Below are 17,769 nucleotides of genomic sequence, written 5' to 3'. Positions count from 1 at the left end.
CACCGCGTACAATAGGAAAATAATCGCGTCAAGCGACGCGTCTGGATTGCTTAACGGTTTAAATGATGGAACTAGTATCACAGAATATTCGGCAGATTCTCGCCAGCGATACGCCGCTGATTGACGTGCGCGCCCCGATCGAGTTCAGGCAAAGCGCAATGCCTGCCGCAATCAACCTGCCGCTAATGAATGATGAAGAACGCGCCGCCGTCGGCACCTGCTATAAACGCCAGGGTCCGGAAGCCGCTCTCACTCTGGGCCACCAGCTGGTCAGCGGTGAGATTCGCGCCAGCCGCCTCGCCGCCTGGAAAGATGCCTGCGCACGTTATCCCGAAGGCTACCTGTGCTGCGCCCGCGGCGGGCAGCGTTCGCATATCGTTCAGCAGTGGTTGCAGGAAGCGGGCGTGGATTACCCGCTGATTCACGGCGGCTATAAAGCGCTGCGTCAGGCGGCCATTCAGCTCACGGAAGAACTGGTGCAGCGCCCGATCGTGCTCATCGGAGGCTGTACCGGAAACGGTAAAACCCAGCTGGTTTGCGCCCGGCCAGACGGTATCGATCTTGAAGGACTCGCCCATCATCGCGGCTCCTCGTTTGGCCGTACCCTGCAGGAACAGTATCAGCAGGCAACGTTTGAAAATCACCTGGTGGTGGCGATGCTCAAAAAGTCAGAGCAGCATGCCCGTTGGGTGCTCGAAGATGAGGGACATATGATCGGCGCGAATCATCTGCCGGAATGTATGCGCCTTCGTATGGCCCAGTCGCCGCTGGCAGTCGTAGAAGATCCATTTGAGATCCGTCTTGAACGGCTGCGTGAAGAGTATTTTACGCGAATGCATCGCGATTTCATTGCGGCCTATGGCGAAGAACAAGGCTGGCAGGCATATAGCGAGTATTTGCATCATGGCCTGTTTGCCATCCGCCGCCGTTTGGGATTACAGCGTTTCGCCCAGCTCACCGCCCGGCTTGATGAGGCGCTTGTTGAGCAACAGCGCACCGCCGACACCGAGGCGCATTTCGGCTGGCTGGTTCCCCTGCTGAACGAATATTACGACCCGATGTACCGTTATCAGCTGGGGAAAAAAGCGGAGAAGATTGTTTTTCGCGGCAGCTGGCAGGAAGTCGCCGCCTGGCTGGCGCGGTAATTGTATTCCAGAAGCCCCGGCTTGCGGCGTAAGCGCCTTAGCCGGGCTACCGGTCGGCGTGATTTGTAGCCCCGGTGCGCGCAGCGCGACCGGGGAGTTTTGACCGCTTAGAAGTCGTAGCGCAGACGCACCAGGTTCATATCGCCCAGGTTGTCGGTGCTGGAGGTGAAGACGTGTTCGTAATCAACGCGGAAACCATAATCCAGCTGGAAGCTCACGCCGACGCCGTTATCAATTCGCTGGTAGTTACGACCATTCACGTACTGCAGACGGTCGCCCATGAAGTACGGCTGAATAGATTTCACCGCATACTGACCAATCGGGAATTTATAACCGGCAAAGTACTCAATACCCCAGGCATCGCCAGCGAAGTAGTTATGAACATCGGTTTTCTTCGTGGTCAGGAAGTTCTGGTACCAGCCGCCGCCTAAGGAGAAAGTCCAGTTATCCGGCGTCCAGCTCAGCGCGGTACCGACGATATTCTGGTCGTAAGATTTACTGTCTGAGCTGGACGGATTACGCATATCGGCACGGGTATAGTTCCACGCGGTGCCCCAGGTCAGATCCTTCATGATGTGATAATCCGCACCAATCGAGCCGCCACCTTTACGCTTGTAGCGCAGACCGTTGCCCGGCAGGTATTCGCTGTCTTCGAACAGATAAGAAGCATAAAGATCGACATCACCAACGGTTTTCTTATATTTCAGCATACTACGTGAACGATAGGAGCCATCGTAATCACCGTTGATACCGTTGCCCGGGGCCTGGCCTATCATGTCGTAATCCCAGATATCGGTTTTCACCCCGACAACATCGTAATAAACGCTGTTCTGCTGACCATAGGTTAACGTCCCCCAGGTATCGCTTTTCAGACCGGTATAGAGCATGCGACGGGTGGTGTTGTTCGCACCTTCGGCATAGTGGTTATCCCAGTCAAAGAGCGCCGGAATATTGACGCCCAGCTCGTAGTAGCTAATCCAGCTAATATCATCAAACAGATAGTAGTCGGCAGCAAAGCGAAAACGGGTACCGCCGTCAAAACCGTTACGTTTGTAGGAGCCTTTATCGCCGTCACCGGACATCATGTTGAACTGAGGACGAATACTCCCGCCAACGGTGAAGTTTAGACGGCTTAACGGGTCGCCCGCCTGCGGATCTTGTTTTAAAAGCGTGATTTCTGCCTGGGATGCGAAAGAAGTTAACGCCAGGGCTGCGCCGATCGTTATCGCCAGCGCTTTTATTTTATGTGCCATACCTTTTCCTTGATTAATAAGCCACCTTATATTTTCCTGTGGAATATTAACTTCGATTGAGTATGCCGTGTTGTCGGTTTTTTAATGTTTCGTGCGGTTAAAAATCAGTGACTTATCATTTTGTGCCGTTAAGATATCAACGGTTATAATTTCATCGCTCTGACATTAAACTGGAGTATCACCGCCCAAGCATTATCCATGGAGGAATTATGTCGAAAAAACTACTACAGCTGCACTTTACCTTTAACGGTCCCTTCGGCAGCGAAATGTCGCGCCAGCTCGTGGAGCTGGCCGAGTCAATCAATCAGGAACCGGGGTTTATCTGGAAAGTCTGGACTGAGAACGAAAAGAACCAGGAAGCGGGTGGAATCTATCTTTTCGAGAATGAAGAAACAGCGCAGGCCTACCTCAACAAGCACACTGCACGCCTGAAGTCTCTGGGTGTGGATGAAGTGATCTGCAAAGTTTTCGACGTGAACGAGCCGCTCACTACGCTGAACCACGGCCATTTGTAATAGCAACTCGCATCCGTAGCCCGAAAAACCCCCGGATTGCGGCTAACGCCTTATCCGGGCTACTTCCCCGCAGAGAGCTGTGAAACGGTAGCCCAGCTAAGCGCAGCGCGAGCCGTGTGCCCCCCGGGTTGCAGCTAACGCCTTACCCGGGCTACTTCCCCGCAGAGAGCTGTGAAACGATAACCCGGCTAAGCGCAGCGCGAGTCGTGTGCCCCCCCGGGTTGCGGCTAACGCCTTATCCGGGCTACTTCCCCGCAGAGAGTGGTGAAACGGTAGCCCGGCTAAGCGCAGCGCGAGCCGGGTGAAAACCCCGGGTCCGGGCTACATAACTGAATCTATACCTGACTAAACTGGCGGAACAGCGCCTTCCCTTTCAGCAGACGCAGCCCCAGCCAGCCGCCGCACAGCGACAGCAGTATCGCCCCGCTAAGCGGCAGCATCAGCCACAGTCGCCAGTCCGCAGACCACGGGAAATCAAAGATTTTAGTTTGCAACAGCGCCAGCGCCACCTCTGCGCCGATCGCCGCCACCACGCCGGAAACCACGCCCAGCAGAGCGAACTCCGCCCACAGCGTGGTGCGCAGCAGAGACTTTCCTGCTCCCAGCGTTCGCCAGACCACCAGTTCCTGATAGCGCTGACGCATCCCGACCTGCACCTGCGCCAGCAGCAGTAAAACGCCGCAGGCGGTGACCAGAATCACCATCACCTCAAGCGCGCGGCTTACCTGGGTCAGCACCTGGCCTATCTGCTGCAAAATCGCACCAATATCCAGCAGGCTGACGGTCGGAAATTCACGATTGAGCTGCGTTAGCATCGTGTTGCCGTTATCCCAGCGAAAGCTGGTGAGCCAGCTTTGCGGCTGCCCGTCTAGCGCTCCCTGCGGGAAGATAAAGAAGAAGTTCGGCCGCAGGCTCTCCCAGTCGACTTTACGTACGCTGGACACCCTGGCGCTAAAGTCCTGAGTATCCCCGGTAAAGGTCACGCTATCGCCGAGCCTCACGCCCAGACGCTGCGCCAGCCCCTCTTCAATTGACACCTCACCCGTTTTTGGCGGCCAGCTTCCGGCCACCAGCGGGTTATGATCCGGACGCTCGCTGCTCCAGGTGAGGTTAAGCTCCCGGTTCAGGGCTTCATCTTTATTGCCCTCCGTTGCCTGGCCGTTAATTTGCGTCAGGCGCGCGCGCACGATGGGATAGAACTCGGTGGCTCGGGTCTGATGTTCGGCGAGGAAGGTTTTCACCGGCACCACCTGCTCCGGCGCGATGTTGAGCAGAAAATAGTTAGGACTTTCCGGCGGCAGCTGTTGCTGCCAGCGGTCAAGCAGATCGCCACGCAGTACCAGCAGCAGGGCCAACAGCATAAACGGCAGCGAAAAGGCTGCCAGCTGGCTCAGGGTCGACCACGGCTGACGCAGCAGACGATTCACCGCCAGGCGCAGCGGCAGCGCTTTTAACGTCACACGCTTCAGTAACCACAGAACGCACCATCCCGCCAGACCGCACAGCAGCGCCAGCACCACGGTTCCTGCCAGCACCGCCCACAATAAAGGGCTACCGCCCATCAGCAGCGCCAACAGCCCTATAACCACCGCGCATACCAGCGGAAGGTAGAACTTCAGCGGCCATACGTTCGCGACGACATCCTGACGCAGCACCCGCAGCGGCAGCGTCGCCAGCAGCAGACGATAGGGACGCAGCCCGACCAGCAGAGAGATCACCAGCACCGCGCCGATTGCCCATAGCCACGGCCAGCCGCTCGCCGCGGGAAGCGCCGCCGGGAGCACCGGCTTAAGCATCACCAGCAGAATACTCTCCAGCCCGACGCCCATCGCTCCGCCTGCAATCACCGCCAGCGTCAGCAGCATCAGCCACTGGCCGACAATCAGCTTACGCAGCTGCGCCCGCCCGGCACCGAGCGTTTTAAGGATCGCCACCAGATCGTAACGACTGCGGCAGTAGTGGCTCATCGCCACCGCTACCGCGGCGACCGCCAGCAATAGCGTTAACAGCGCCGACAGCAGCAAAAACTGCTGCGAGCGTTCCAGCGATTTGCCCAGCGCGCTGCCGTCCTGCTCCAGGCCTATCCAGCGATGTTCTGGACCCAGCTTCGGCAGCAGCCACTTCTCATAGTCCGCCAGCTGCTGCGGAGTTCCGGCAAACTTATAGCGCCAGGAGACGCGGCTGCCGGGCTGTACCGCACCGGTTTTCGCCACGTCAGCGGTATTCATCATTAACCGCGGCGCCATCTGGAAGGGGTTAAAACCGGCATCCGGCTCCTGAATCACCTCTCCGGCAATACGCAGAGTGGCATCGCCCACGTCGATGCTATCGCCGGTTTTCAGATTCAGCAGCGCCATCAGTCGCGGCGCCAGCAGCACGGTGCCGGCGTGCGGCTTAAGCCCCGGCGGCTGGGTTTGCAGTTGACCATACAGCGGATAGGTATCGTCAACCGCTTTCACGTCCGCCAGCTGCGGCGTATCGCCGGAAAAGGTCATGGTGGCGAAGCCCAGCTGTTCGCCGACGGTTAAGCCAAGACGGCGCGCTTCGTCAATCCATGCGCCAGGGACTTCGCGCGAGCTGCGCAGCGTACGGTCTCCGGCCATAAATTCCCGGCTTTGCTGGCTAAGGCCTTTCTCCATACGATCGCTTATCGAGCCCAGCGCCAGCACGCAGGCCACCGCCAGGCTCAACGCCAGCCAGACGATCAGCAGCGACGGCGAGCGCCATTCGCGCCAGAACCAGCGGGCAATCATGCCTCCTCCCGCAGCTGGCCATCAACCAGACGCAGCCGTCGGTCGCAGCGCGCCGCCAGCAGCGGATCGTGGGTTACCAGGATCAGCGTGGTGCCGTGCTCGCGGTTAAGCGAAAACAGCAGATCGGCAATTTTATCTCCGGTATGACGATCGAGGTTACCGGTCGGTTCATCGGCGAACAGCAGCTCCGGGCGGCCGTTAAACGCGCGCGCCAGCGCGACCCGCTGCTGCTCGCCGCCGGAAAGCTGCACCGGCAGGTGGTGCAGGCGTTTGCCCAGCCCCAGCTGCTCCAGCAGTGCGCGGGCGCTGCCGCGGCTCTGGCTGTCGCTTTCGCCGCGCAGCAGCGCCGGAAGCTCAACGTTTTCCAGCGCATTGAGGGTTGGTATCAGCATAAAAGATTGAAAAACAAAGCCGATGTGCTTAGCCCGCAGCTTCGCCCGCGCCTCCTCGTCCATCTGATGTAGCGGCTGCCCGAGCAGAGATACTTCCCCACTGCTGCCGTCATCCAGCCCGGCGAGAATTGCCAGCAGCGTCGATTTACCCGAACCCGACTCGCCAATCAGGGCAATGGTCTGCCCTTGTTTGACAACCAGCTCAACTCCGGTAAGGATGGAAAGCTGATGCTCACCCTGACCGACGGATTTCTTAAGATGATGAACTTCAAGTATGTTTTCCGCTGGCATTTGCCTTTCCTGTTTCTGGTACTGTTTACCTGCCGCGCGATGGCGGCCGACACGCTGTTGGTTCTCGGCGACAGTCTGAGCGCCGGGTATCGAATGACGGGCAATACCGCCTGGCCTGCGCTGCTTAACGATAAGTGGCAGGCAACAACGCCGGTAGTTAACGCCAGCATCAGCGGCGACACCTCGCAGCAGGGGCTGGCAAGGCTTCCGGCGCTGCTTCAGCAGCATCAGCCGCGCTGGGTGCTGGTTGAGCTGGGTGGCAACGACGGGCTGCGCGGTTTCCCGCCGCAGCAGACGGAACAAACCCTGCGAACCATTATTGAGAGTATCAAAGCGGCGAACGCCCAGCCTCTGCTGATGCAAATTCGCCTGCCTGCCAACTATGGCCGTCGTTATAATGAAGCCTTTAGCGCAATTTATCCGGCACTAGCCAAAGAGTTTGATATTCCTCTGCTGCCCTTTTTTATGGAAGAGGTTTATCTGAAACCACAGTGGATGCAGGACGATGGAATTCACCCTAATCGCGACGCCCAGCCGTTTATCGCCGACTGGATGGCGACGCGTTTGGCACCCTTAGTTAATCATGACTCCTGATATCCGGGAGTCATTTGCAGGTAAAGTTATGCAAAAATCGGTTTTAGTTACAGGAAGTTCCAGCGGTATTGGTCTTGAAAGCGCGCTTGATTTAAAGCGCCAGGGCTTTAACGTGCTGGCCGCCTGCCGCAAAGCGGAAGATGTCGCGCGGATGCAGGAGCTGGGGCTGACCGGTGTTTTACTGGACCTTGACGATCCGCAGAGCGTTGAACGCGCCGCCGCCGAGGTGATTGCGCTGACCGACAACCGCCTGTATGGCCTGTTTAATAACGCAGGCTACGGCGTCTACGGCCCGCTGCCGACCATCAGTCGCCAGCAGATGGAGCAACAGTTTTCCGCCAACTTTTTCGGTGCCCATCAGCTAACAATGCTGTTGCTTCCGGCCATGGAGCCGCACGGCGAAGGGCGTATCGTGATGACCTCATCGGTGATGGGGATTATCTCCAGCCCGGGCCGCGGCGCCTATGCCGCCAGTAAATACGCGCTGGAGGCCTGGTCCGACGCGCTACGCATGGAGCTACGCCACAGCGGTATTAAGGTCAGCCTGATTGAGCCTGGCCCAATCCGCACCCGGTTTACCAATAACGTCAACCAGACCCAGGCCGACAAACCGGTGGAAAATCCCGGCATCGCCGCCCGTTTTACCTTAGGGCCGGAAGCGGTGGTGGAAAAAGTGCGCCATGCTTTTGTCAGCGACAAACCGAAATTGCGCTATCCGGTAACCGTGGTGACGCATGCGGTAGCCCTGCTGAAATGCCTGCTGCCGGCTCGTGCGATGGACAAAATTATCCAGGGCTAAGTTGAAGCGCCTGGCGCTGCCCCCATATATCCATATACATAAAATCATTCAAGATGCATCAAGGCGGCAAGTCCGGGAATCCCCGGGAGCTTACTCAAGTAAGTGCCTGGGGTGAGAAGACGTAGCCAACAAAGAGGCAGTTTGAAGGATGACGAGTATCAGTATCGACTAAAGAGACCCGCTCATGTCCGCACAGAATATTGTCAATATTACCGAAGCTAACCTGCACCAGACGTTGCAGCAATCCACAACAACGCCGGTGCTGTTCTATTTCTGGTCCGCACGCAGCCAACATTGCGAGCAGTTGACGCCGGTGCTGGAGAGCCTGGCCGCGCAGTATAATGGTCTGTTTATCCTCGCTAAAGTTGACTGCGATGCCGAGCAGATGCTGGCTTCACAGTTCGGGCTGCGCGCTATTCCTACGGTTTATCTGTTCCAGAACGGTCAGCCGGTGGACGGCTTTGAAGGCCCGCAGCCGGAAGAAGCGGTTCGCGCGCTGCTGGATAAATTTCTGCCGCGCGAAGAAGAGCTGAAAGCGCAGCAGGCGCAGACGCTGATGCAGGAAGAAAAATATGCTGAAGCGCTGCCGCTGCTAAAAGACGCCTGGCAGCTGTCAAACCAGGAGAGCCAGATTGGCCTGCTGCTGGCGGAAACGCTGATTGCTCTGCACCGTTCTGATGAAGCGGAAACCGTGCTGCAGACCGTGCCGTTGCAGGATCAGGATACCCGTTATCAGGGGCTGGTGGCGCAGATCGAGCTGCTGAAAAAAGCTGCCGACACACCGGAAATTCAGCAGCTGCAGCAGCAGGTAGAGCAAAATCCGGAAGACGCGGCGCTGGCCTCCCAGCTGGCACTGCAGCTGCATCAGGTTGGGCGTAACGAAGAGGCGCTGGCGCTGCTGTTCAGCCATTTGCAAAAAGATTTAGGCGCCGGAAACGGCGAAGTGCGCAAGATGCTTCAGGAGATCCTCTCCGCGCTCGGCACCGGCGACGCGCTGGCCGCGAAGTATCGCCGTCAGCTCTATTCTCTGCTTTATTAATCGCAAAAAACCCGGCTCGCGCTGCGCTTAGCCGGGCTACTGGTTCACCCCGGTAGTCCGGACAGGCGCGTTCAGCGCCGTCTCCGGGGAAAGCTTACGAACGCTTTTTCAAATGCGTGACTACCAGCTGATGGCGAGCGTTAAAGAACTTCAGATAAGTCAGATACCCGGCAATAATGGTTGACAGGCTGGCGGTCGACAGCAGCATGAAGGTGACCATAATCTGATACTTAATCGCTTTTACCGGATCAATTCCGGCGAAAATCAGCCCCGACATCATTCCCGGCAGGCTCACCAGCCCGACCGTTTTCGCCGAATCCACCGTCGGGATCAGCGCGGCGCGGATGCTGTCGCGAATGAGGCCTGCGGAAGCCATCTTGGGCGTCGCTCCAAGGCTCAATTTCTCCTGGATCTGCTGCTGTTCGCTGTTAAAACGCTGCCCCATATTGTTGTAGCACAGTCCTACCGCCACCATCGCGTTGCCGGCTACCATCCCGGCAATCGGGATCACCTGCATCGGCACAAAGGCAATTGAACCGGAAAAAACCAGCACCGCCAGCGTTAACCCGGCGCCGGTGGTAATGGCGATAAACGAGGAGACAAAAGCTTTATCGATATATTTGCTGCGCTTTTTCGCATTCCACGCCGCGTTAAAACAGATAAACAACACCATCAGCAGCGTCAACACCGCATGATTAACGTTGAAGATATATTTCAATACGTAGCCGACGATAACCAGCTGCACAATCGCCCGGCAAATACTCCAGATAATATCTTTTTCCAGCGCCAGCTTTTCCCGATAGCTCACCACAATCGCCACCAGTACCAGCACCATGGATAACGCCAGCGACTCGTTGGTAATATTATGCCCGTTCATTTTTCACCTCCTGCGCTTTCCCGCCTGCAGGCTGGAGCGTAATCACTTCATCCGCATGAGCAATTTCATTTTGATCGTGAGTTACCCACAGAACGGCCATGTTTTTTTCGCTGGCATAGCGATGAATAATCTCGTTCACATTGTTTTTATTGCTCTCGTCCAGCGCGCTGGTAATTTCATCCAGCAGCAGGATCTGCGGTAAAAATTGCAGATTGCGAATCAACGAAACGCGCTGCTTTTCCCCACCCGAAAGCTCATTGATGGACTTTTCCAGCGTATTTTCCGCCAGCCCGAAGCGCTGCAAATCGGCGACCAGCGCTTTAGGATCCGGCTGTTGATTACGGATCTGCCATGGAAAAACCAGATTGTCATACACCGAATCGCCGAACAGCACCGGGGTTTGCGCACAGTACGAAACCTGCTGACGATAGCTCTCCGGCGACAACGTATTAATGTCTTTCCCTGCGAAGAAAATCGCCCCTGAGGTTGGGCTAAGAAGTGAAGCAATAATTTTTAATAAGGTGCTTTTCCCACAGCCGGAAGGGCCGGTAATGAGCTTAAACTCCCCTGCCCTGAGCTGAAAATTAATCTCATTAAGGATAATCACATCGTCAGCCTGGAACCCCACGTTCTCAAGCCGCAAAATAGCGTTACTTTCGGTCATTATTATTCCCAGTTTTTCAACAACACATCTAGTTTACTCCAGTTTCCTTTCGCCATGATGCGCAGAAAGATATACTCAGGTTAAACGCGCGGCACTTTTCGCGCCTCAACAGGCAACAAGACAGGAGGTTTTTGATGCTGATTTTTATCCCCATCCTTATTTTCGTCGCGCTGGTTATCGTCGGCGCGTCGGTAAAAATCGTCCCCCAGGGCTACCAGTGGACGGTAGAACGCTTTGGGCGTTATACGCAAACGCTGCAGCCGGGTATGAGCCTGGTGGTGCCGTTTATGGATCGTGTCGGGCGCAAAATCAATATGATGGAGCAGGTGCTCGATATTCCTTCGCAGGAAGTTATTTCGCGCGATAACGCCAACGTCACCATTGATGCCGTGTGCTTTATTCAGGTCATTGACGCGCCGAAAGCTGCCTATGAGGTCAGCAACCTTGAGCTGGCGATTATCAACCTGACCATGACCAATATTCGTACCGTGCTCGGCTCCATGGAGCTGGACGAAATGCTCTCCCAGCGTGACAGCATCAATACCCGCCTGCTGCATATCGTCGATGAAGCGACTAACCCGTGGGGCATCAAAATTACCCGCGTCGAGATCCGCGACGTACGCCCGCCCGCGGAACTGATCGCCTCAATGAACGCCCAGATGAAAGCTGAACGAACCAAGCGTGCCTATATACTTGAAGCTGAAGGGGTGCGTCAGGCGGAAATTCTCAAAGCCGAAGGCGAGAAACAGTCGCAAATCCTCAAGGCCGAAGGCGAACGTCAGTCGGCGTTTTTACAGGCAGAAGCCCGCGAACGTTCTGCGGAAGCAGAGGCGCGCGCCACGCAAATGGTGTCATCCGCTATCGCTTCCGGCGATATTCAGGCCATCAACTACTTTGTGGCGCAGAAATATACCGACGCGCTGCAGCAAATTGGCGCGGCGAACAACAGTAAAGTGGTGCTGATGCCGCTGGATGCCAGCAGCCTGATGGGATCCATTGCCGGGATCAGCGAACTGATTAAAGAAGGCGCCGGCGACCGGAAAAAATCATGATCGCGTTAATTCTCGCCCATCCGCATATTTTCTGGCTCAGCCTCGGCGGGCTACTGCTGGCGGCGGAAATGCTCGGCGGCAATGGATATCTGCTGTGGAGCGGTATCGCTGGCGTAGTCACCGGGTTATTAACCTGGCTGCTGCCGTTTAGCTGGGAGTGGCAGGGTACCCTGTTCGCCGTGCTAACCCTGCTGGCGGCCTGGCTGTGGTCGCGCTGGCTGCGTAATCGGGTGAAACGCCAGAAGCCGGCGGACGCTCAGCTTAATCAGCGCGGCCAACAGCTGCTTGGCCGCCGTTTTACGCTGGAAACGGCCCTGGTTAACGGCCGCGGACACGTCCGCGTGGGCGACAGTTCATGGCCGGTCATTGCCGATGACGACCTCGCGGCGGGCAGCAAGGTTGAAGTGGTCGCCATCGAAGGCATAACCCTACATATAAGAGTCGTATTACGATAATCACGCCACAGGACACCCGTCATGGTCAGGAAGACAACGTTTACCCTTTCGCTCTGCGCCCTGCTCGCGGCAGCCACTCAGGCATATGCTTCTTCTGATATCGAAGATTGCTCGTGGAGCGACGAGCTATGCCTGTTAAAAGGCGACCCAATCCTCACCCCTGAAAACGATTCTCGCGATAATCTGCTGCGCCTGCTGAGCGAAGCGAAATCTTTCGCCCTTCCCGTTCAGGCCATTCCCGCTGATGTCAGCCGTACCCGCGATGTTTACTTCGCTTATCATCCTGAGTGGGATAGCGCGCCGCCGCCTCCCGAGCCGCCTGCGCAAAGCAAAGATGAAACCTTTACCCGACAAATGGCGGCGCTGAATATCGATCTCGCACAGGTGATGCCAGCCGACTCGGCTGAACGGCTGGGAACATCCGACTATGAACTGGAAAACCGCTTTGTCAGCAACACCCTGGCCGCCGTCAGTCAGTTCAACGCCGCCCTGCTGGCCGCCCCCTCTGTCACCCCGCAGCAGCGTCATGACCTGGCGCTGGCGCGGCTGAAACTGTTTTATGGCGCCAATATCACCGCAGTCGCTGATATCCTCAATAGCTTCCCGGCAGATGCGGACGCCGACTTATTCGCTTATTACCTTTCCGGCATCGCCCACTTCTATGGAGGCAATTACAGCGCCGCGACCCAGGCTTTCACCCTGTTGCTGGAAAGTCGGCAGCCCTGGCTGACCGAGACCGCGCAATATATGCTGATGCGCACGGCGCTCAACAAGAGTAGCCAGAACAGCGTTGGGCAGTACGGCGATTTTGATATCGCGCGCATCAATCGTGATGATGCCGCACAAGCGGAAAAAGAAGCACAAGTCTATTTGCAACGCTGGCCCGAAGGGCTTTACGCCGACTCCGCGCGCAACATGTTGCGCCGCATTAACTGGTATCTGCAGGCGTGGCCGCAGCTGGCCGGACTCTATGAGCAGGCCTTCCGGCAGGCTGCCGACGCCGGGGAACTGCGTAGGCTGGTAAGTGAATATGATAATGTCTTCGGCATGCCGTTCTATGAGCAGCCCGTTCTGGCAGCGTTCCCGGACGCACCGCAGGTCAGCTATGTCGAACTTCTCCGCGCCCTGCGCCTGAACGCTGACAAGAAGCCGACCTTAACCCAGGCGCAGCTTGACGCCAGCAAAGCGGCGTTTGAGAAGAGCGGAAATCTGCCGCTGTGGCGCGACCTACAGCTGCAGCTGTGGAGCGCGACGGGCAACAATGCCGCCATCCTGCAGGCTGTCACGCCGGCGAAAACGCTGCCGGCGAAGGATATTCTCGCCTTCAGCGAACAGGTCCTCTACGGCGAAGCGCTGATGGGACAAAAGCAGTGGCCCGCGGCGCGCGATTTTTGGCAGCAGCTGCTACGGCTTAGCCAAAACCCCGAGCAACAGCAGTATATCCAGGCAAAACTGGCGGCAACGCTGGTCTACAGCGGTAACCCGGCGGCTATTTTTGCCGCCGATAGCCCGGTAACCAATCTACGCTTTCGCTCCCGAGTGCTGAAAACCCAGGCCTCGCCTGAACTGCTACGCCAGCAGGCTGCCCAGGGTCCCAACAATGAAGAACGTACTATCGCTCTGCATACGCTGCTGGTGCGGGATCTCACGGAAAGTCGTTTCAGCGACTGGCTGAACGACAAAAAGCTCGCCACCGCCATTACCCAGCCGGTAATCAGCGAGGCCTTTAACGACGTCAACCTTAGCAGCTTCGACTGGAACGGCGAGGCGACCGAAGACGGTTATGCCTGCCGCAGCCTGGATGACACCGTCACCATGCTCAGTAAAAACGCCGACGATGCCCATGCGCTTAACTGCCTGGGCGAGTTCTTTCGCACCACGCAGACGCATGTTGATCTGTGGAAAGACCAGTCCGGCAACGATAGGCTCGAGGCCGCCATCAACCGCCAGCAGCCTCTGGGACAGTACGATCGCCAGAGCTATTACCAGCAGATTATCACCTCGCCGAAAGCGGAGCCGGAAGATAAAAGCTATGCGCTCTATCGGGCGATTCTCTGTTATGCCCCCTCCGGTAGCAACGAATGCGGCGGCGAAGATGTCGAAAAACTGCAGCGTAAGGGCTGGTTCACGCAGTTGAAAACGCAGTATCCGGGAAGCCCGTGGGCACAAAAACTCAAATATTACTGGTAATCGCGCTGCTGTCCGGGCCGGCGCTGGCGGCGGAGCGCGTTGATGCTCGCCAGCATTCTGCCTTCTGGCTGTGGTCCGGGGTGAAAGCCAGCAACGATCTGCAGAGCGCGCAGACGGTGTATCTGCATCAGGGCGAGGTGCTGACGCGTGCGGGCGAGGTAATATTCCAGCGCCTCGGCCTGCCGGTCAGCCGCCTGACGTTTCCCACAATCTGGCTTACCGTCCGGTTTACCACACTTGATGTGCCGCAGACGATTGTGCCGCGGATCGTACGCCTGATGCAGCGCTGGCGGGCGGCTGGCAATCAGGTGGTGGGTCTGCAGGTTGATTTTGACGCAGCCACACATCAGCTCGCCGACTACGCCCGATTTTTGCAACAGCTACGCCAGCAGCTGCCGCCTGAGTTCGCCCTGGGGGTAACGGGCCTGCTGGACTGGGCCAAAACCGGCGATATCGCCACACTGAACGCGCTTGCGGTTGATGAACTGGTGGTGCAAAGCTATCAAGGACGCCACACGGTGGCGAATTATCAGGACTATCTCCCCGCGCTCAGCCGGCTGCGTATCCCGTTCAAACTCGGGCTGGTACAAAACGGCAGTCGCAATCGGCAGGCGGAAATGCAGTTGAATGACTCCCCCTACTACCGCGGCACGGTGGTCTTTATGCTCAACCCGGCGCGGCGTTAAGCCTGCGCCTTACGGTGACAGCAGCCCGAGAGATTATCGATTATCGGGCAATCCGCGCTGTCATCGCCCGGGCAGGAATCCGCCAGCGCCAGCAGCTGCGAACGCATGCTTTGTAATTCGGCGATATGGCGTTCAATTTCCGCCACTTTTTCCAGCGTCCGGCGTTTCACGTCGGCGCTGTGCCGCGACGGATCGTTGAACAGGAATATCAGCTCGCGACACTCTTCCAGATTAAACCCTACCTGACGCGCCTGGCGCAGCAGGGTCAGTTCATCCAGATGCTGCTGGCTGTAGGTACGGTAGCCATTTTCACTACGCAGCGGCGGCGTCACCAGCCCCTTCTCCTCGTAAAAACGAATTGTTTTACTGGTTAAGCCGGTTTTTTTCGCCACATCGCTAATATTCATGTTTCCCCCTTGACCTTCCCCTTGCTGGAAGGTTTAACCTTGCTAATACTCGATGAAAGAGTGTGTTCGGTCAATCATTAGCCGGAAATTATTCAGGAGTTATTTATGTCTAACACTATCGACCTCGCGCTTGATGGCCTCTCATGCGGCCACTGCGTTAAACGGGTAAAAGAGAGTCTGGAACAACGTCCCGACGTTGAGCAGGCGGAAGTGACCATCACCGAAGCCCACGTAACGGGCAGCGCCAGCGCGGAAGCGCTGATTGAGACCATTAAACAGGCCGGATACGGCGCGGAGCTCAGCCACCCAAAGGCTAAACCGCTGGCAGAATCATCAATCCCGTCGGAAGCACTGACAGCGGCCACTTCTGAGCTTCCGGCAGCCCATGACCAGGATGACAGCCAGCAGCTGTTAATCAACGGCATGAGCTGCGCCAGCTGTGTTTCCCGGGTACAAAACGCGCTTGCGGCGGTACCGGGGGTCTCGCAGGCGCGGGTCAACCTGGCGGAACGCACTGCGCTGGTTATGGGCAGCGCGTCCGCCGCAGAATTAGTCCAGGCGGTAGAGAAAGCAGGCTACGGCGCAGAGGCCATTGAAGACGATCTTAAACGCCGTGAGCGCCAGCAGGAAACCGCCGTTGCCACCATGAAACGCTTCCGCTGGCAGGCTATCGTCGCCCTGCTGGTCGGGATCCCGGTGATGGGCTGGGGGATGATCGGCGACAATATGATGGTCAGCGATGACAATCGTTCGCTATGGCTGGTTATCGGCTTTATCACTTTGGCGGTAATGGTATTTGCTGGCGGACACTTCTACCGCAGCGCGTGGAAAAGCCTGAAAAACGGCACCGCGACCATGGACACGCTGGTGGCGCTGGGTACCGGCGTCGCCTGGCTTTATTCGATGAGCGTCAACCTGTGGCCGCAGTGGTTCCCGATGGAAGCCCGCCACCTCTATTATGAAGCCAGCGCAATGATTATTGGCCTGATTAACCTCGGTCATATGCTGGAAGCCCGCGCGCGCCAGCGTTCTTCCAAAGCGCTGGAAAAACTGCTCGATTTAACTCCGCCGACGGCGAAGGTGGTCACCGACGAAGGCGAAAAAGATGTTCCGCTAGCTGAGGTGCAGGCAGGAATGACCCTGCGCCTGACCACCGGCGATCGCGTTCCGGTCGATGGCGTGATTAGCCAGGGCGAGGCCTGGTTTGATGAGGCAATGCTCACCGGTGAACCGGTACCGCAGCAAAAAGGCAACGGCGACACCGTTCACGCCGGGACCGTGGTGCAGGACGGCAGCGTGCTGTTTACCGCCAGCGCCGTCGGCAGCCAGACAACCCTGGCGCGCATCATCCGTATGGTGCGCCAGGCACAAAGCAGCAAACCGGAAATTGGCCAACTGGCAGATAAAATCTCCGCCGTGTTCGTCCCGGCGGTGGTAGCGATTGCGCTGTTCAGCGCCGCGATCTGGTACTTTTTCGGCCCGGCGCCGCAAATCGTTTATACCCTGGTGATCGCCACCACGGTGCTGATTATCGCCTGTCCGTGCGCCCTGGGACTAGCAACGCCGATGTCAATTATCTCCGGCGTCGGCCGGGCGGCGGAGTACGGCGTGTTGGTTCGCGATGCCGACGCGCTGCAGCGTGCCAGTACGCTCGATACGCTGGTATTTGATAAAACCGGTACCCTGACCGAGGGGAAGCCGCAGGTAGTGGCGATAAAAACCTTTGCCGCTCTGGATGAAACTGCCGTTCTGCGTCTGGCGGCATCACTGGGGCAAGGCTCCAGCCACCCGCTGGCGCGGGCAATCCTTGATAAAGCCGCTAACGACCGGCTGCCGACGATAAGTCACTTCCGCACCCTGCGCGGGCTGGGCGTCAGCGGTGAAGCCGAAGGCCACCGTCTGCTGCTCGGCAACCAGGCGCTGCTTAACGAGAACAATGTTGCGACAGCTGAAATTGAAAGCGAAATGGCCGCCCAGGCATCAAAAGGCGCGACGCCGGTACTGCTGGCGGTAGATGGTCAGGCGGCGGCGCTGTTCGCCATTCGCGATCCGCTGCGGGAAGATAGCGTAGCAGCGTTAGCCAGGCTGCATCGTCAGGGCTATCGTCTGGTCATGCTGACCGGGGATAACCCGACCACCGCCAACGCTATCGCTAAAGAGGCGGGCATTGATGAGGTGATTGCCGGGGTTCTGCCGGACGGTAAAGCCGACGCCATTAAGCGTCTGCAAAGCCAGGGGCATCAAGTGGCGATGGTCGGCGACGGTATCAACGATGCGCCTGCGCTGGCGCAGGCCGATGTGGGAATTGCCATGGGCGGCGGCAGCGATGTTGCCATTGAGACAGCGGCTATCACCCTGATGCGCCACAGCCTTAACGGCGTTGCCGATGCGCTGGAAATCTCGAAGGCGACGCTGCGCAATATGAAGCAGAACCTGCTGGGCGCGTTTGTTTATAACTCGCTGGGCATTCCGATTGCCGCCGGGATTCTGTGGCCGCTGACCGGAACGCTGCTTAACCCGGTGGTAGCGGGCGCCGCAATGGCGTTATCTTCGATTACCGTCGTCAGCAACGCCAACCGTCTGCTGCGCTTTAAGCCGAAAGAGTAGATGTTGTATCCCATACGCGCTAGCATGAAGCCTTCACTTCATGGAGCACG

16 protein-coding genes are annotated in these 17,769 nt (G+C 57.5%); 10 read left to right on the top strand and 6 right to left on the bottom strand.

Going from position 1 to position 17,769, the window contains the following annotated elements; all coding sequences use genetic code 11:
• Positions 1-65 precede the first annotated feature (65 nt).
• On the top strand, positions 66-1,145 hold the full coding sequence (gene mnmH / locus GJ746_RS06535) for a tRNA 2-selenouridine(34) synthase MnmH (RefSeq protein ID WP_154682659.1): 1,080 nt from the start codon (positions 66-68) through the stop codon (positions 1,143-1,145).
• Between the two features lie 107 nt (positions 1,146-1,252).
• On the opposite strand, the gene GJ746_RS06530 is transcribed toward mnmH, so the two are convergent.
• Positions 1,253-2,398 carry a porin gene (locus tag GJ746_RS06530; RefSeq protein WP_154679454.1) on the bottom strand — a complete coding sequence of 382 codons (1,146 nt, stop codon included), beginning with the start codon at positions 2,396-2,398 and terminating at the stop codon, positions 1,253-1,255.
• Between the two features lie 209 nt (positions 2,399-2,607).
• Between GJ746_RS06530 and GJ746_RS06525 the strand changes: the two genes are divergently transcribed.
• Positions 2,608-2,913: a monooxygenase gene (locus GJ746_RS06525; protein ID WP_154679453.1), complete on the top strand. Its 306-nt coding sequence runs from the start codon at positions 2,608-2,610 to the stop codon at positions 2,911-2,913.
• A gap of 335 nt (positions 2,914-3,248) precedes the next feature.
• Here the strand turns inward: GJ746_RS06525 and ybbP are convergent, their stop codons facing one another.
• Positions 3,249-5,666 (bottom strand): putative ABC transporter permease subunit YbbP, encoded by a 2,418-nt coding sequence (ybbP, locus tag GJ746_RS06520; RefSeq protein ID WP_154679452.1) that lies wholly within the window; start codon positions 5,664-5,666, stop codon positions 3,249-3,251.
• The gene (ybbA, locus tag GJ746_RS06515) at positions 5,663-6,349 is read right to left on the bottom strand and encodes a putative ABC transporter ATP-binding protein YbbA (RefSeq protein ID WP_049592119.1); all 687 of its coding nucleotides are present in this window, start codon (positions 6,347-6,349) and stop codon (positions 5,663-5,665) included. The genes ybbP and ybbA overlap by 4 nt, the downstream gene beginning before the upstream one ends.
• Between ybbA and tesA the strand changes: the two genes are divergently transcribed.
• The 3 genes from tesA to GJ746_RS06500 all read left to right on the top strand — a co-directional run bounded on the left by tesA (position 6,320) and on the right by GJ746_RS06500 (position 8,781).
• Entirely contained in the window at positions 6,320-6,943 is a 624-nt protein-coding gene (gene tesA, locus GJ746_RS06510) for a multifunctional acyl-CoA thioesterase I/protease I/lysophospholipase L1 (protein ID WP_195908843.1), read from the top strand. The two genes, ybbA and tesA, sit on opposite strands and share 30 nt — an antisense overlap.
• Positions 6,933-7,742 (top strand): SDR family oxidoreductase, encoded by an 810-nt coding sequence (locus GJ746_RS06505; RefSeq protein ID WP_195908805.1) that lies wholly within the window; start codon positions 6,933-6,935, stop codon positions 7,740-7,742. The genes tesA and GJ746_RS06505 overlap by 11 nt, the downstream gene beginning before the upstream one ends.
• Positions 7,743-7,926: 184 nt before the next feature.
• Positions 7,927-8,781: a co-chaperone YbbN gene (locus GJ746_RS06500; RefSeq protein WP_154679449.1), complete on the top strand. Its 855-nt coding sequence runs from the start codon at positions 7,927-7,929 to the stop codon at positions 8,779-8,781.
• Between the two features lie 94 nt (positions 8,782-8,875).
• On the opposite strand, the gene fetB is transcribed toward GJ746_RS06500, so the two are convergent.
• Positions 8,876-9,658 (bottom strand): iron efflux ABC transporter permease subunit FetB, encoded by a 783-nt coding sequence (gene fetB, locus GJ746_RS06495; protein ID WP_154679448.1) that lies wholly within the window; start codon positions 9,656-9,658, stop codon positions 8,876-8,878.
• Positions 9,645-10,322: an iron efflux ABC transporter ATP-binding subunit FetA gene (gene fetA, locus GJ746_RS06490; protein WP_154679447.1), complete on the bottom strand. Its 678-nt coding sequence runs from the start codon at positions 10,320-10,322 to the stop codon at positions 9,645-9,647. Before fetA ends, fetB begins: the two co-directional genes overlap by 14 nt.
• Before the next feature lie 134 nt (positions 10,323-10,456).
• Between fetA and GJ746_RS06485 the strand changes: the two genes are divergently transcribed.
• The 4 genes from GJ746_RS06485 to GJ746_RS06470 are packed head-to-tail and all read left to right on the top strand — an operon-like array spanning position 10,457 to position 14,705.
• Positions 10,457-11,374, top strand: coding sequence for an SPFH domain-containing protein (locus GJ746_RS06485; protein ID WP_154679446.1), 918 nt, complete (start codon positions 10,457-10,459; stop codon positions 11,372-11,374).
• On the top strand, positions 11,371-11,829 hold the full coding sequence (locus GJ746_RS06480) for an NfeD family protein (RefSeq protein ID WP_154679445.1): 459 nt from the start codon (positions 11,371-11,373) through the stop codon (positions 11,827-11,829). Before GJ746_RS06485 ends, GJ746_RS06480 begins: the two co-directional genes overlap by 4 nt.
• A 21-nt stretch (positions 11,830-11,850) precedes the next feature.
• Positions 11,851-14,019, top strand: a complete 2,169-nt coding sequence (locus GJ746_RS06475) for a hypothetical protein (protein ID WP_154679444.1) — start codon at positions 11,851-11,853, stop codon at positions 14,017-14,019.
• The gene (locus GJ746_RS06470) at positions 13,989-14,705 is read left to right on the top strand and encodes a DUF3142 domain-containing protein (protein WP_154679443.1); all 717 of its coding nucleotides are present in this window, start codon (positions 13,989-13,991) and stop codon (positions 14,703-14,705) included. Before GJ746_RS06475 ends, GJ746_RS06470 begins: the two co-directional genes overlap by 31 nt.
• Here the strand turns inward: GJ746_RS06470 and cueR are convergent.
• Entirely contained in the window at positions 14,702-15,112 is a 411-nt protein-coding gene (cueR, locus tag GJ746_RS06465) for a Cu(I)-responsive transcriptional regulator (RefSeq protein WP_154679442.1), read from the bottom strand. The genes GJ746_RS06470 and cueR overlap by 4 nt on opposite strands.
• A 105-nt stretch (positions 15,113-15,217) precedes the next feature.
• Between cueR and copA the strand changes: the two genes are divergently transcribed.
• Positions 15,218-17,719 (top strand): copper-exporting P-type ATPase CopA, encoded by a 2,502-nt coding sequence (gene copA, locus GJ746_RS06460; RefSeq protein ID WP_154679441.1) that lies wholly within the window; start codon positions 15,218-15,220, stop codon positions 17,717-17,719.
• Positions 17,720-17,769: the final 50 nt, after the last annotated feature.

Source organism: Klebsiella oxytoca (assembly GCF_009707385.1).
GTDB classification, from domain to species: Bacteria; Pseudomonadota; Gammaproteobacteria; order Enterobacterales; family Enterobacteriaceae; genus Klebsiella; species Klebsiella oxytoca_C.
Note: the sequence above shows the minus strand (reverse complement) of the source record. Positions and strands in the feature narration are given on the sequence as shown.